Origin of the sequence: Demequina lignilytica, assembly GCF_030418375.1 — a bacterium.
Lineage (GTDB): Bacteria > Actinomycetota > Actinomycetes > Actinomycetales > Demequinaceae > Demequina > Demequina lignilytica.
The window spans coordinates 350,074-365,051 of the sequence record NZ_JAUHPZ010000002.1 but is presented as its reverse complement, the minus strand read 5'-3'; the positions used below and the strand labels follow the sequence as shown (position 1 = coordinate 365,051).

Sequence of the window (14,978 nt, the reverse complement as noted above, 5' to 3'; positions counted from 1 at the left end):
GTCACATCCTCTCGGGCGCGCTCACACCGAGCAGGTGGAGGCCGTTGCGGAGCACCTGGCCCGCGGCGTCGTTGAGCCACAGGCGGGTGCGGTGAAGGTCGGTGATCTCCTCGTCGCCCTGCGGGGTGACGCGGGTGCGGTCGTACCACTGGTTGAACGCCGCGGCGACGTCCTCGAGGTATCGGGCCACGCGGTGCTGCTCGCGGAACTCGACGGCCTGCGCGACCACGCGCGGGAACTCGCCCAGCACGCCGAGCAGCACGGACTCCGTCTCGTGGGTGAGCGCGGACGGGTCGAAGCCGTCCTCGCGGTGGATGCCGTACTCGGCGGCGTTGCGGGCGACGCCGGCGGTCCGGGCGTGCGCGTACTGCACGTAGAAGACCGGGTTCTCCTTGGTCGCCGAGGCGAGCAGGTCCAGGTCGATGTCGAGCGTCGAGTCCGCGCTCGAGCGCGCGAGCGCGTAGCGGGCGGCGTCGACGCCCACCACCTCGACCAGGTCGAGCAGCGTGACCACGGTGCCGGCCCGCTTGGACATGCGCACCGGCTGGCCGTCCTTCACCAGGTTGACCAGCTGGCCGATGATCACCTCGACGGCGTCGGGGTCGTAGCCGAGCGCCGCGGCGGCCGCCTTGAGGCGGGCGATGTAGCCGTGGTGGTCGGCACCGAGCAGGTAGATGAAGCGGTCGGCGCCGCGCTCGTGCTTGTCGCGGATGTACGCGATGTCGCCGGCGATGTACGCGGGATGGCCGTCCGACTTGATCACCACGCGGTCCTTGTCGTCGCCATGATCGGTCGACCGGAGCCACCAGGCGCCGTCGGCCTCGTACAGCGCACCCGACTCCTTGAGCTCCTTGACGGCCTTCTCGACCTTGCCCGACTTGTGGAGCGAGTCCTCGTGGAAGTAGACGTCGAAGTCGACGCCGAAGTCGTGCAGCTGCTCCTTGATCTGGTCGAACATCAGGTGCACGCCGCGGGCGCGGAAGAACTCCTGCAGCTCCTCGCGGGGCAGCTCGAGCGGGTCCCTCTCCCCCACCTCCATGGCCTGGATGAGCACCTGGTTGGCGATCTCCTGGATGTAGTCGCCGCCGTAGCCGTCCTCGGGGGTGTCCTCACCGAGGATCGCCGCGACGAGCGAGCGCGCGAAGTTGTCGATCTGCACGCCGTGGTCGTTGAAGTAGTACTCGCGGATGACCGTCGCGCCGTGGAACTCGAGGAGCCGGGCGAGGGAGTCGCCCACGGCGGCCCAGCGGGCGCCACCCAGGTGCACGGGACCGGTCGGGTTCGCGGAGACGAACTCGAGGTTCACGGTGTGGCTCGTGAGCGACTCGCCCCGGCCGTAGTCCTTGCCGTAGTCGACGATCCCCTTGGCGAGCAGGCCGGCGGCGTCGGCCGCCAGGCGGATGTTGATGAACCCGGGGCCCGCGACCTCCGCGGAGTCGATGCCCTCGACGGCGGCGAGCCGCTCGACGAGCGTGGCGGCGAAGTCGCGCGGGTTCGAGCCCGCCTTCTTCGCGAGCTGCATCGCCACGTTGGTGGCCCAGTCGCCGTGCTCGCGCTGGCGGGGGCGTTCGACGCGCACCTCCGGGACGTCGAACGGGGACAGCTGGAAGTCCGAGTCGTCGATGCCTTCGAGCAGGCACGTGCGGATGGTGGCGGAGAGCTCTTCGGGTGTCACCCGTCCAGTCTAGGCGTGCAGGAGGGCCGCGCTCGCGCGCGGGAGACGGGTCGAGGCGCCCTTCTCCAGCAGGACGATGCGGTCCCGACCAGGCGCGTCGCGCACCGCCTCGCGCAGGTCGTGGCGGGGCTGGGAGAAGTGCGCCCAGTCGTCGACGTGGATCGGCACCACCGTCGCGGCGGGCCACAGCCCGGCCACCTCGAGCGTGCGCGCGGCGTCGAGGGTGAGCAGCGCATCGTCCAGGCGCGCGACCCGCGCGGCGCCCGCGCACACGAGCGCGATCTCGACGTCGGGGAAGCGGCGCGCGACGCGCGCGACCACCGCGGTCTCCGAGTTGTCCCCGGAGAAGTACAGGGTCGGCCAGCCGGGCGCCTCGAGCACGAAGCCGGTGACGTCGCCCAGCTGCTCGGCCACCGCGTCGGGGCCGTGCTGCGCGGGGACGGCGGTCACCGTCACGGGCGCGTGATGGCCCAGGACCGAGACGCTGTGTCAGGGCTTCAGACCGGTGACGCCGGGGATCCGGTCCGCCGCGGACGGCGTGGAGAGCACGTGGCCCGCCTCCGCGAGCGCCGCCCGGCCGGAGCGGTCCAGGTTGTCCTCGTGCTGGTCGTGGCTCAGCAGCACCACGTGCACGTGTCCGATGTGCTCGGGCCCGAACGCGGGGCCGGCGGTCTTCTCGAGGTTGCCGTACACGCCCGGCTGGTCGAAGGTGGGGTCGGTCAGCCAGGTCAGCCCCGCATACCGCAGCACCGCGGTGGGGCCGCCGACCAGCGAGATCTCGACCGGGGTCACGGCACCAGTCTGCCCACCGGATCCGGGCACTGCACGGGGAACGACTCCGCGCACGACTCGACCCAGACCTCCAGGTGGTCCCCGACCGCCAGGTCCGAGGCGGTGAGCGCCTCCCCCGTCGCCGACTCGAGCGCGCCGCCGTCGGCGAACGCGAAGGTGGTGCCGTCGAAGTACTCGTAGCCGGCGTCGGGCGCGAACTCGACGTCGAACGAGCCCGCGCCGGCCTCGACGCTCACGACCGTCCCGACGGCGTCGGGCTCGCGGGTGTCGCGCACGTCCGTCTCGGAGGCCGAGCACGCGCACAGCATCGCGGCGAGGGCGACGGCGCCGGCCAGCGAGACGGTTCGCATGCCAGGTGAACGCGCGAGGGGCCCGGCCGGGTTCCGGCCGGGCCCCTCGCGTTCCGCGTCAGACCGCGGCGAGCGCGCGATCGACCGCGTCGACCACGCCCGGCGGCAGCAGCAGCGCCTGCATCCGGAAGGTCCCGCGCGGGCCCCACTCGAGGGTCCGCAGCAGGTCGCTCGCGCCCTCCCGACCGAGCATCGCGATCAGCGCCTCGCGCACCGCCCCGTAGGCGACGTCGGAGCGTCGGATCTCGACCAGGGGCGTGTCGACCGAGAACGACGCCGTTCCTCCGGTCCGTACGGTCGCGGGGGCGACCCATTCGTGCGTCCCGGACCCCACGGTCACCGGCGCGTCGGCGCCGGGCACGTGCACGGTCGCACGGGTGTTCGGCGGCACCACCACGCGGAGCCGCACCCCCTCGCCGACCCGCTCCCAGCCGGCCTCGTGGGTGCCGTAGGCCGACTCGAAGGTGGCCCTCGCGCGGTCCAGCCCGTCGAGCGCCAGCGGCCTGACCTCGACCTCCCGGTAGCCGGGCGCCGCGGGCGCCAGCCCGGCGACGCGGCGGTGCAGGAAGTCCGCGATCGCCCCGAGCGCGTAGTGGTTGAAGCTGGTCATCTCGCCCGGGTTGACGCTGCCGTCCTCGAGCATCGAGTCCCAGCGCTCCCAGATGGTGGTCGCGCCCATGGTGACCGGGTAGAGCCACGACGGGTTCTCGTCGTTGAGCAGCAGCCGGCCCGCGACGTCCGCGTGGCCGGTGTCGGTGAGCGCGTCCGCGATCAGCGGCGTGCCGACGAAGCCCGTCGAGATGCGGTAGCCCGCCCGCTCGACCAGTTCCGCGAGCCTCGCCCCCATCGCGTCGCGACGCTCGTCGTCCACGATCCCGAAGCCGATCGCGACGGCGTACGCGGTCTGCGCGTCGGACATGAGCCGGCCGGACGCGGTCACGTACTGACGGAGCCACGCCTCCCGGACACGGGCGGCGAGGTCGCCGTAGTGCTGCGCCGCCGCATCGTCCCCGAGCACGCCCGCCGCCTGGGCGACCACATCGGCGGACCGGAACAGGTGGGCCGTCGCGACCAGGTCCTTGTCCGCCTTCGCATCCGCGGGGCGGTCCGGAGGAGCCGTCGGATCGAGCCAGTCGGCGAACTGGAAGTCGTCCTCCCACAGCAGGTTCTCCCCCGTGCGCGACGCCATCCAGTCGACCCAGCGCCGCATCGACGGGAACTGCCGCGCGAGCGTGTCGAGGTCGCCGAAGCGCTGGTAGAGGGTCCATGGCACGAGCGTCGACGCATCGCCCCACGCGGCCGTGCCGATCGCCGCGGACTCGAGCACGTCGGGCACGACGAACGGCACGGAGCCATCCGAGGTCTGATCGAGCGCGAGGTCCTCGAGCCACGACGACAGGAAGGCGTCGGAGTCGTGGAGGAACGATGCGGTGGGGGCGAACACCTGGATGTCGCCGGTCCAGCCGAGCCGCTCGTCGCGCTGCGGGCAGTCCGTCGGGATCGACAGGAAGTTGCCGCGCATCGACCACACCACGTTCTCGTGAAGGCGGTCGAGCAGCCCGTGCGAGGACTCGAAGGCGCCCGTCCGGCGCATGTCCGAGTGGATCACCAGCGCCGTGACGTCCGAGGGGTCGAGCTCGCCCGGCCAGCCGTCGACCTGCGCGTAGCGGAAGCCGTGGAACGTGAACTGGGGCTCCCACGTCTCCGGACCGCCGCCCGCGAGCGTGTAGCGGTCGATCGCCGTCGCGCGACGCAGCGGTCGGAGCGCGAGCTCGCCGTGCTGAAGCACCTCCGCGTGGCGCAGCGTGACGGTGGTGCCCGCCGGCCCGTCGACCGAGATCCGCAGCCGGCCCACCAGGTTCTGACCGAAGTCGAGCACGGTGGCGCCTCCCGGGGTGCGGATCACCTCGACGGGCGACAGCTCCTCCGTGACGCGGACCGGCGGGCTGGTGCGCGGCACGGGCACGCGCGTGACGGGCGATGCCGCCGCCGGCACCCAGCCGCCGGGCTCCCGCCGCCGGGCGTCGACCTGCTCGCCCGCGTAGATGCCGGAGGACAGGATCGGGCCCTCGTCGGTGACGTCCCAGGTGCCGTCGGTGACGACCTCCTCGACGGTGCCGTCCTTGTACTCGAGCCGCAGCACCGCGGAGAACGCGGGCTGCGAGCCGTAGATGTACCGCTCGAGCCCGTTGAAGCCGAACTTCTCCGCGTACCAGCCCGCCGCGAGGTCGACCGCGACCGCGTGGGTGCCCTCCGTGAGGAGCGCCGTGACATCCGTGCACGCGTAGGTGTCGCGGTCGCCGTAGTGGGTCCAGCCGGGCTTCATGCGCTCGTCGTCGACGGGGATTCCGTCGACCGAGGCCTGGTAGACGCCGTGCGCGGTGGCGTAGAGGAGCGCCGACCGGAGCTTGGGACGGACGCTCACCGCCTGGCGGAGGCGCACCGGGCACTGCTCGGCGCGGGCGCCGGGATGCGCGATCCACGCGGCGGACCAGCCGTCGGCGACCCCGCACCGGACGGGAACGGGCGCGCTCCACGGGCTCCAGCCGGTGGCCTTCGAGTGGACGCGCACGCGGACGGTGCCGCGCTGCCCGGTCGCGAGAGGCGAGAACGGCCAGGCGACCGCGGCGGCGGCGGGGCCCGCGAGCTCGCGGATCAGCGCGCCGCCGGTCGAGTCCCACTCGACCTCGGCGCCGTCCTGCTCCCAGTCGGCCGCGTCCGTCGCGGTCGCCCACGACAGGCGCGGCGTGCGGGTCATCACGATCTCGCCGAACGTCCCGCTCTCGAGCAGGACGCTGACGTTGGTGGCGGTCGGCACGGTCACCCCTTCACTGCGCCGGAGGTCATGCCGGCGACGATCTGTCGGTTGAAGATGATGTACATCACGAGCATCGGGATGGTGATGAGCAGGATGTCCATGAACAGGAAGTTCCATTGCGCGTTGAACTGGCCGAGGAAGTTGTAGACGGTCAGCTGCACGGTCGCGCCCTTGTCTCCCGGCAGGAAGTACAGGGGGTTCTGGAAGTCGTTGAACACGAACACCGACTGGACCACGATCACGGTGACGATCACGGAGCGCAGCAGCGGGAAGATCACCTGGAAGAACAGCCTGAGCGGGCCTGCTCCGTCCATGACCGCCGCCTCGTCGAGCTCCCGGGGGATGGTCGCGACGAAGGCACGGAACATCAGCACGCAGAACGCCATGCCGAAGGCGACCTCGACCAGGATCAGGCCGTGGAGGGTCTTGTAGATCCCCAGCGACTGCATCACCCAGATGGTCGGGACCACGGCCGGCGGCACGATCAGCCCGGCGAGCACCAGGAAGTTGATGAACGGGTTCCAGCGGCTCTTGCGACGCTGGAGCACGTAGCCGACCAGCGCGGAGACCACGACCATGAGGGTGACGGAGCCCACCGTGAGGATGGTCGAGTTGATGAAGGCCGTCACCAGGATGTAGTCGCGCGCCTGGATGACCTCGACCAGGTTCTCGACGAAGTGCCACTCTGTGGGCCACGAGAACTGGAGCAGCGAGGCCTCCTGACCGCTCTTCGAGGCGGTGAGGAAGATGAAGGCGAACGGCACGATGAACACGACGGTGGTCACGACGATGCCGAGGAGTCCGCCCACCCACTTGTAGGTGCGGTTGAGCTTGGGGGTACCGGCGGCGGTGGTCATCGGTCGACCTCCTTGCGGTTGAGGAACCAGAAGAGCGGGATGACGATCGCCGCGACCAGGACGAAGAGGACCACGTTGCCCGCGGTCGACAGACCGTAGAAGCCCGCCTGGTACTGCTTGTAGACCATGGACGCGAGCACGTCGGAGCTGAATCCGGGACCGCCGCCGGTCATGGTCCAGATGAGCGCGAAGGAGCGCAGGCCGCCGATCAGCGACAGGATGATCACCGTGGTGGTCGCCGGCCGCATGAGCGGCAGGGTCACGTGCCAGAAGGACTTGGTCGCGCTCGCTCCGTCGACCTTGGCGGCCTCGAAGTACTCCTGCGGGATGGCGACGATGCCCGCGATGTAGATGAGCGTCGCGATGCCCACGCCGGCCCAGACGTCGACGAATGCGACGGAGAACAGCGCGAGATCCGGGTCCGTGAGCCACCCGGGACCGTCGATCCCGACCCCCGCGAGGACGTTGTTGATGAGCCCGTCGAACGGGTCCATCAGCACCCTGAAGGTCACGCCGACGCCGACCGCGGACACCAGCACCGGGAAGAACACCACCGAGCGGAGATACCCGCGGGCGATGATCTGGCTCGACAGGAACACCGCGAAGAGCAGGCCCAGGACCACCTTGAGGCCCGACGTGATCACGGCGTACAGGAGCGTGTGGATCAGGCTCTGGAAGAGGTAGGGCTCCGAGAAGAACGTCACGAAGTTGTCGAAGCCGATGAACTCCGAGTCGAAGATGGTCCAGCGCGTCAGCGAGAAGTAGAACGATGCGAAGGTGGGCGCCACGAACAGCACGCCGTAGATGATCGCCGCCGGCAGGTAGAACCACATCGGGTACGGGCTGCGCTTGCGGTCGCGCCGGCCTCGCCTGGTGGGGGCGTCGGTCGCGGGGGGCGCCTGCTGGGCGCGGGGAAGGGTGTCAGTCATGAGGTGGCTCCGCCGGGCCTCCGGGTCCCGGCCGCGGCCGGGACCCGGAGGCGTGATCGGTGTCGGACGGAGGGCTTACCAGCCCTCGAGACCCAGCTGCTGGGCCTGCTTCTCCACGTCCTGGTCGTACAGGGCGGCGCCGTCCTCCGCGGTGCGGATGCCGGAGCCGACCTCGACGGTGATCTGCTCGAGCGCAGGACCCTTGATGGGCGACAGGAACTCGAGCGCGGGGCCCGTGTTGCCGGCGTCGAAGTAGGGCAGCATGTCCGCGACCATCTGCGGCACGTCGTCGGGCAGCGTGCAGCCGTCCACGAAGTACGGGCCCTGGGCGCCCACGGCCTCGGTCTGGATGTCGCAGGCCTCGGGCGTGGCGACGAAGTTCATGAAGTCCTTCACCGCGTCGGGGTGCTCGGTCGTGGTCGGGGAGTAGATGCCCGCGCCGAGCCAGGTGGTGAGCGGGCTGTCGGCGGCCGCACCCGGCATCGCGAAGTAGCCGACGTCGTCGACGTTGTCCGGCGAGTTCGCCAGGACCTCGGCGAGCGCGAAGCTCAGCATCGGGTAGTGCGCGCCCTCGCCCTGGGCGACCATGCGGACGCCGTCGGCGAAGGTCGCGGAGGCGAAGTCCTCGTTGAGGTAGCCGGCCTCGTAGACCTCCTGCTGGTGGACGAAGCCGTCGATCGCGGGCGAGCCGTCGGCGTACTTGACCTCGTTCGCGGTGTACTTGTCGGCCCAGTCGGGGTCGACCGCGAGCACGTTGGCGAAGTCTCCCAGGACGAACAGCTGCGAGGTCCAGGTGTCGGCGAAGGTCTGGATCACGGGAACCTTGCCCGCGTCGAGGATCGCCTGGTTGTTGGCCATGAACTCGTCCCAGCTGGTCGGGATCTCGAGACCGAGCTCCTCGTACATCGGGATGTTGTACATGACGCCGCCGCCCATGGCGGTGCCGGCGGGGACGCCGTAGAGCATGCCGTCGGCCGTCACGCCCGCCTTGAACGTGTCGGAGATCGCGTCCGCGTTCGCCAGGTCGTCGATCGGCATCAGGGTCTTGGTCGGGGCGAGCGCCTGGAACAGCGAGCCCGAGTTGTAGAAGAAGAGGTCCGACATCTCGCCGGTCTGGAGGCGGGTCTTGACGATGTTGTCGCCGTCGCCTCCGCCGGGACGCTCCTCGATCGCGAAGGTCACGTTGGGGTGCTCGGCCGTGTACGCGTCGGTCAGCGCCTGGACGATCCCGACGCTGGTCTCCGTGTTGTCGACCAGGAACGAGAGCTCCACGGGCTCCATGGAGTCGGTGGTCTCGCCCGAGCCGGACGAGTCGGGGCTCGAGGACCCCGACGAGCAGGCGGCCAGGCCGAGGGCCGAGACCGCGATGATGGCCGGCAGCGCGATCGCGCGGCGGCGGTGAGTGAAAGGCATCCTTGTCCTCCATCCGCGGCGGAGCCTCCTTGCCCCGCCGTTGAACCGATTCAAGCACAGAGGACCTAGGTCCCGCCAGTGTTCGTGTAACGATTCAATAACGGGACGGTCACGAGCACGCGACCCGGGCCCGGCACGCTTCCGACGCGCGGCTCACGGCACGGTCGAGGCGCGGATCACGAGGCTCGGCTCGAACACCACGTGCCGCGCGGTCGCGCGGTCCGGCCGCTCCCCCTGCTCGAGGATCAGCTCGACCGCGGTCGAGCCGATCAGCTCGCGCGGCTGCCGCACCGAGGTGATCGGGACCACCGCGGAGGCGGCGAAGGAGATGTCGTCGTAGCCGACCAGCGCCACCTCGTCGGGCACCTGCACCGGGTCGGGGCCGAACAGCAGCGCCCGCTCGACGCCGATCGCCAGCAGGTCGTTGGCCGCGACGATCCCGTCGATGCCGGTCTCGCGCACGAGCGCGCGCAGCACCTCGCCCGCGCGCCGACCCTCGTCGAGCGACATCTCGTCGGTGCCGACCAGGTGCAGGCTCGCGCCCTCGACGGCGGCGACGGCCTCGGAGGCGCCCCGATGGCGGTCCGCGACCTGCCGGATCCGCAGCGGCCCGCCGACGAACGCGAGCCGTCGGCGACCCAGGTCGAGCAGGTGACGCGCCGCGAGCGCGCCGCCGGCCACGTCGTCGACCGAGACCGAGGGGAAGCCGGAGGCGCCCGCCTCGCGGTCCACGAGCACCACCGGGATGCCCCGGTCGCGCGCGAGCTCGAGCCGGGACAGGTCGTCCTCGACGGGAGAGATCAGCAGCCCGCCGACCCGCTGCTCCTCGAACACCTCGAGGTGGCTGGCCTCGCGCTCGGGGGACTCGTCGGAGTTCGCCAGGAGCACCGTGTAGCCGTCCTCGGCCGCCCTCGCCTCGGCGCCCCGCGCCACGTCGGTGAAGAACGGGTTCGCCACGTCGAGCACCACCAGCGCGAGCGCCCGGCTGCGACCCGCCCGGAGCTGTCGCGCCGCGGCGTTGGGGACGTAGCCGAGCTCGTCGATCGCGCGGTGGACCCGCTCGACGGTCTCGGCCTTGACGTGGTCCGGGCGGTTGAGCACGTTCGACACCGTGCCGACGGACACGCCGGCCAGCGCCGCCACCTCGCGCACGCTCACCGCCACCGCGCCACCTCCTCCACCTGGGGTCCCGCCAGGATACTGAAACCTTCCACCGGCGACGCCTCCGCACCGCCGGAGCGGCCCCACACGCACCCGACTTGACCGCAGCCCCGCACGCGCCTAAGGTTTGAATCGTTTCAACACGGCGGATGCGCCGTAACCGCACTGACCCGGGCAAGGGCGCCGCCGACGGCGCGGCCCGCCCCGGGCCGGACTCGAAGGAGAGACACGATGGCCTTCAGCAGCCACGTCGCCAGCCGACTCGAGGAGCAGGCCATCGAGCTGCCCTCGTGGGCCTTCGGCAACTCGGGCACCCGCTTCCGGGTGTTCGGCACCCCCGGCACCCCCCGCGACCCGTTCGAGAAGATCTCGGACGCCGCCCAGGTCCACAAGTTCACCGGCCTGTCCCCGAGCGTCGCCCTTCACATCCCGTGGGACAAGGTCGACGACTACGCGGTGCTGCGCAAGCACGCGGAGGACGAGGGCGTGGCGCTCGGCACCATCAACTCGAACACGTTCCAGGACGAGGACTACAAGCTGGGCTCCCTGGCGCACCGGGACGACCGCATCCGCCGCAAGGCGATCGACCACCACCTCGAGTGCATCGACATCATGGACGCCACCGGCTCGCGCGACCTCAAGATCTGGCTCGCGGACGGCACCAACTACGCGGGTCAGGACGACATGCGCGGCCGTCAGGACCGCATGGCCGAGGCGCTCCAGGAGATCTACGACCGGATCGGCGAGCACCAGCGCCTGGTGCTCGAGTACAAGATCTTCGAGCCGGCGTTCTATCACATGGACGTGCCGGACTGGGGCACCTCCTACGCCCAGGTGGCCGCGCTCGGCGACCGCGCGACCGTGTGCCTCGACACCGGCCACCACGCCCCCAGCACCAACATCGAGTTCATCGTGATGCAGCTGCTGCGCCTGGGGAAGCTCGGGTCCTTCGACTTCAACTCTCGCAACTACGCGGACGACGACCTGATCGTCGGCGCCGCGGACCCGTTCCAGCTGTTCCGCATCCTGGTCGAGGTGCTGCGCGGCGGCGGCTACGGCACGGACGGCGACACGGCGTTCATGCTCGACCAGTGCCACAACATCGAGGACAAGATCCCGGGCCAGATCCGCTCGGTGCTGAACGTCCAGGAGATGACGGCGCGCGCGCTGCTCGTCGACCGCGAGGCCCTCACGGCCGCGCAGGTCGAGGGCGACGTGCTCAAGGCGAACGGCATCCTCATGGACGCGTTCTACACCGACGTGCGCCCCGACCTCGCCGCCTGGCGTGAGGAGCGCGGCCTGCCCGCCGACCCGATGAAGGCCTTCGCCGACTCCGGCTACCTGGCGCAGATCGCCGCCGACCGCGTCGGCGGAGTCCAGGCCGGCTGGGGCGCCTGAGCCCCGCCGCGGGGCGCGCGGCACCTCCCTGCCCGTGCGCCCCGCGGCCCTCCCGCATCGTCCCGACCCCACCACCAGACCCCTCCCGAAAGGCACCACCGTGACCGTCCCCACGTCCGCGGCCGCATCGCACACCACGGCCGACCAGCTCATCGCCCGCTCGAACCGCCTGGGCGCCGACCCGAAGAACACCAACTACGCGGGCGGCAACACGTCCGCCAAGGGCCTCGCGGCCGACCCCGTGACGGGCGAGGACGTCGAGCTCCTCTGGGTCAAGGGCTCCGGCGGCGACCTCGGCACGCTGGGCACGAACGGGCTCGCCGTGCTGCGCCTCGACCGCCTCCGAGGCCTGGTCGACACCTACCCCGGCGTCGAGCGTGAGGACGAGATGGTCGAGGCCTTCGACTACTGCCTCCACGGCCGCGGCGGTGCCGCGCCCTCGATCGACACCGCCATGCACGGCCTGGTCGACGCCCCGCACATCGACCACCTGCACCCCGACGCCGGCATCGCGATCGCGACCGCGGTGGACGGCCCCGAGCTCACGCAGCGCATCTTCGGCGACGCCGTCGTGTGGGTGCCGTGGCGCCGTCCCGGCTTCCAGCTCGGCCTCGACATCGCGGCGATCAAGGCGGAGAACCCGCAGGCGATCGGCTGCATCCTGGGCGGCCACGGCATCACCGCGTGGGGGGAGACCTCCGACGAGTGCGAGGCGCGCTCGCTGCAGATCATCGACACGGCCGCCGCGTACATCGAGGCCAACGGCCGACCCGAGCCCTTCGGCCCCGCGCTCGCCGGCTACGGCGCCCTGCCGGAGGCCGAGCGTCGCGCCAAGGCCGCAGCCCTCGCCCCCGTGATCCGCGGTCTCGCGTCCATGGACGCGCCGCAGGTGGGTCACTTCACCGATGCCGACGTGGTGCTCGACTTCCTTAGCTCCGCCGAGCACCCGCGCCTCGCGGCGCTCGGCACGTCCTGCCCCGACCACTTCCTGCGCACCAAGGTCAAGCCGCTGGTGCTCGACCTGCCCGCGGACGCCCCCGTCGAGGACTGCATCGCCCGCCTCAAGGAGCTGCACGCCTCCTACCGCGAGGACTACCAGGCCTACTACGACGCGTACGCGACCGAGGACTCCCCCGCGATCCGCGGCGCGGACCCGGCGATCGTTCTCGTGCCCGGCGTCGGCATGTTCTCCTTCGGCCGCAACAAGCAGACCGCCCGCGTCGCGGGCGAGTTCTACGTCAACGCGATCAACGTGATGCGCGGCGCCGAGTCGCTGTCGACGTACGCGCCGATCTCGGACGCGGAGAAGTTCGCGATCGAGTACTGGGCGCTCGAGGAGGCCAAGCTCCAGCGGATGCCCAAGCCCAAGTCGCACGCGACCCGCGTCGCGTTCGTCACCGGAGCCGCGTCCGGCATCGGCAAGGCCATCGCCACCCGCCTGGCCGCCGAGGGCGCGTGCGTGGTGATCGCGGACCTCGACCTCGCCAAGGCGCAGGAGGCCGCGGCCGAACTCGGCGGACCGGACGTCGCCGTGGGCGTGGCCGCGAACGTCTCCGACCCGGCCGCCGTGCAGGCCGCGATCGACGAGGCCGTGCTCGCCTTCGGCGGCGTCGACCTGGTGATCAACAACGCCGGCCTGTCGCTGTCGAAGCCGCTGCTCGAGACCACCGAGAAGGACTGGGACCTGCAGCACGACGTGATGGCGAAGGGCTCGTTCCTGGTCTCCCAGGCGGCCGCCCGCGCGATGATCGCCCAGGAGATGGGCGGCGACATCGTCTACATCGCGTCCAAGAACTCCGTGTTCGCGGGCCCGAACAACATCGCCTACTCCGCCACCAAGGCGGACCAGGCGCACCAGGTGCGCCTGCTGGCCGTCGAGCTCGGCGAGTTCGGCATCAAGGTCAACGGCATCAACCCCGACGGCGTGGTCCGCGGCTCCGGCATCTTCGCCGGCGGCTGGGGCGCCAACCGTGCGAAGACCTACGGGATCGAGGAGGACGACTTGGGCAAGTTCTACGCGCAGCGCACCATCCTGAAGCGCGAGGTGCTCCCCGAGCACGTCGCCAACGCGGCCGCGATGATCACCGGCCCCGACATGACGCACACGACCGGCCTGCACGTCCCCGTGGACGCCGGCGTGGCGGCGGCCTTCCTCCGATGACGGCGGCGGTCGCCGCGGTCGACCTGGGCGCGACCTCCGGGCGCGTCATGGTCGGGCAGGTGGGTCCCGAGACCCTCGAGCTCCGCCAGGTGGGCCGGTTCCCCAACGGGCCGGTCCGCACGCCGGACGGCCTGCACTGGAACCTCCAGCAGCTCTTCTCCCACGTGCTCGACGGGCTGCGCTCGGCGTCGCGCTGGGACGAGTCGATCGCCTCGATCGGCATCGACTCGTGGGCCGTCGACTACGCGCTGCTGCGCGGCGGACGCGTGCTCGGGGAGCCGTTCCACTACCGCGACGACCGCACCGCCCGCGGGGTCGACCTGGTCCACGACCAGGCCCCGTTCTCGACCCTGTACGCCCGCAACGGCCTGCAGTTCCTGCCGTTCAACACGGTCTACCAGCTCGCGGTCGAGCGCGAGGCGGGCATGCTCGACGTCGCGGACCGCATGCTGCTGGTCCCCGACCTGATGGCCCACTACCTGACGGGGGCCGAGGTCGCCGAGGCGACCAACGCCTCCACCACGGGCCTCCTCGACGTCACCACTCAGGAGTGGGACGGCGAGCTGATGGACCTCCTGGGCCTGCCGCGCCGGCTCTTCCCGCGCATCGTCCACCCCGGCGAGCGGATCGGGACCCTGCTGCCGCACGTCGCCGACCTCACGGGCCTCGCCGCCGCCACCCCGGTGGTCGCGGTCGGGTCGCACGACACGGCCTCGGCCGTGGTCGCGACCCCGATGACCGAGCCGGGCGGTGCCTACATCTCCTGCGGCACCTGGGGGCTCGTGGGCGTCGAGACGGAGACACCGATCCTCACCCGGACCGCGGAGCACGCGAACTTCACCAACGAGGGCGGCGTCGACGGCCGCACGCGGTTCCTGCACAATGTCATGGGCCTGTGGATCCTCAGCGAGACCATCCGCTGGTGGGAGCGCGACGGCGAGCCGGTCGACCTGCAGAAGCTGCTCGCGCAGGCGGCCGCCGTGCCGGCGCCCGAGCACATCTTCGACGCGAACGATGCGGTGTTCATCCCGCCCGGCGACATGCCGGCGCGCATCGCGGGCTGGCTGGGCGAGCGCGGCCTGCAGGTGCCCGCGTCGCGGGCGGAGATGGCGCGGTGCATCATCGAGAGCCTCGCGCAGGCGTTCGCCGACGCGGTGCACGATGCGGGCGCGCTGTCCGCGCAGGAGGTGCGCCGGATCCACATCACCGGTGGCGGCTCGCTCAACGAGCTCCTGTGCCAGCGCACCGCGGACCGCTCGGGCCTGCCCGTCATGGCGGGCCCCGTCGAGGCCACCGCGATCGGCAACGTGCTGGTCCAGGGCCGCGCGCTGGGCGCGATCACCGGCTCCCTCGAGTCGCTCCGCGACCTGGTCGCGCGTACGTTCAAGCCACGAGTGTTCGAACCGAAGGGTCACTGACATGAA

The 14,978-nt window shown here is 71.3% G+C and carries 12 protein-coding genes; 3 read left to right on the top strand and 9 right to left on the bottom strand.

What is annotated here, in order from left to right; translation table 11 throughout:
- Nucleotide 1 precedes the first annotated feature (1 nt).
- The 9 genes from argS to QQX13_RS05265 all read right to left on the bottom strand — a co-directional run bounded on the left by argS (nt 2) and on the right by QQX13_RS05265 (nt 9,998).
- Complete coding sequence (argS, locus tag QQX13_RS05305; RefSeq protein ID WP_301121784.1) at nt 2–1,675, bottom strand: arginine--tRNA ligase; 1,674 nt, start codon at nt 1,673–1,675, stop codon at nt 2–4.
- Nucleotides 1,676–1,684: 9 nt separating this feature from the next.
- Nucleotides 1,685–2,131 (bottom strand): MBL fold metallo-hydrolase, encoded by a 447-nt coding sequence (locus tag QQX13_RS05300; protein ID WP_301121786.1) that lies wholly within the window; start codon nt 2,129–2,131, stop codon nt 1,685–1,687.
- A gap of 33 nt (nt 2,132–2,164) precedes the next feature.
- A complete protein-coding gene (locus tag QQX13_RS05295; protein WP_301121788.1) occupies nt 2,165–2,467 on the bottom strand; it encodes an MBL fold metallo-hydrolase in 303 nt (100 codons plus the stop codon).
- Nucleotides 2,464–2,817 (bottom strand): hypothetical protein, encoded by a 354-nt coding sequence (locus QQX13_RS05290; RefSeq protein ID WP_301121790.1) that lies wholly within the window; start codon nt 2,815–2,817, stop codon nt 2,464–2,466. The genes QQX13_RS05295 and QQX13_RS05290 overlap by 4 nt, the downstream gene beginning before the upstream one ends.
- A gap of 58 nt (nt 2,818–2,875) precedes the next feature.
- Nucleotides 2,876–5,635 (bottom strand): alpha-L-rhamnosidase, encoded by a 2,760-nt coding sequence (locus QQX13_RS05285; RefSeq protein ID WP_301152729.1) that lies wholly within the window; start codon nt 5,633–5,635, stop codon nt 2,876–2,878.
- Between the two features lie 2 nt (nt 5,636–5,637).
- Nucleotides 5,638–6,492, bottom strand: a complete 855-nt coding sequence (locus QQX13_RS05280) for a carbohydrate ABC transporter permease (protein WP_301152727.1) — start codon at nt 6,490–6,492, stop codon at nt 5,638–5,640.
- On the bottom strand, nt 6,489–7,421 hold the full coding sequence (locus QQX13_RS05275) for a carbohydrate ABC transporter permease (protein ID WP_301152725.1): 933 nt from the start codon (nt 7,419–7,421) through the stop codon (nt 6,489–6,491). The genes QQX13_RS05280 and QQX13_RS05275 overlap by 4 nt, the downstream gene beginning before the upstream one ends.
- A 75-nt stretch (nt 7,422–7,496) precedes the next feature.
- On the bottom strand, nt 7,497–8,834 hold the full coding sequence (locus QQX13_RS05270; RefSeq protein WP_301152724.1) for an ABC transporter substrate-binding protein: 1,338 nt from the start codon (nt 8,832–8,834) through the stop codon (nt 7,497–7,499).
- A gap of 153 nt (nt 8,835–8,987) precedes the next feature.
- Nucleotides 8,988–9,998: a LacI family DNA-binding transcriptional regulator gene (locus QQX13_RS05265; protein WP_301152723.1), complete on the bottom strand. Its 1,011-nt coding sequence runs from the start codon at nt 9,996–9,998 to the stop codon at nt 8,988–8,990.
- Between the two features lie 228 nt (nt 9,999–10,226).
- On the opposite strand from QQX13_RS05265, the gene rhaI reads away from it, so the two are divergent.
- The 3 genes from rhaI to QQX13_RS05250 all read left to right on the top strand — a co-directional run bounded on the left by rhaI (nt 10,227) and on the right by QQX13_RS05250 (nt 14,972).
- Nucleotides 10,227–11,393: an L-rhamnose isomerase gene (rhaI, locus tag QQX13_RS05260; protein WP_301152721.1), complete on the top strand. Its 1,167-nt coding sequence runs from the start codon at nt 10,227–10,229 to the stop codon at nt 11,391–11,393.
- Between the two features lie 100 nt (nt 11,394–11,493).
- Complete coding sequence (locus QQX13_RS05255; RefSeq protein WP_301152720.1) at nt 11,494–13,554, top strand: bifunctional aldolase/short-chain dehydrogenase; 2,061 nt, start codon at nt 11,494–11,496, stop codon at nt 13,552–13,554.
- Nucleotides 13,551–14,972, top strand: coding sequence for a rhamnulokinase (locus QQX13_RS05250; protein ID WP_301152719.1), 1,422 nt, complete (start codon nt 13,551–13,553; stop codon nt 14,970–14,972). The genes QQX13_RS05255 and QQX13_RS05250 overlap by 4 nt, the downstream gene beginning before the upstream one ends.
- Nucleotides 14,973–14,978: the final 6 nt, after the last annotated feature.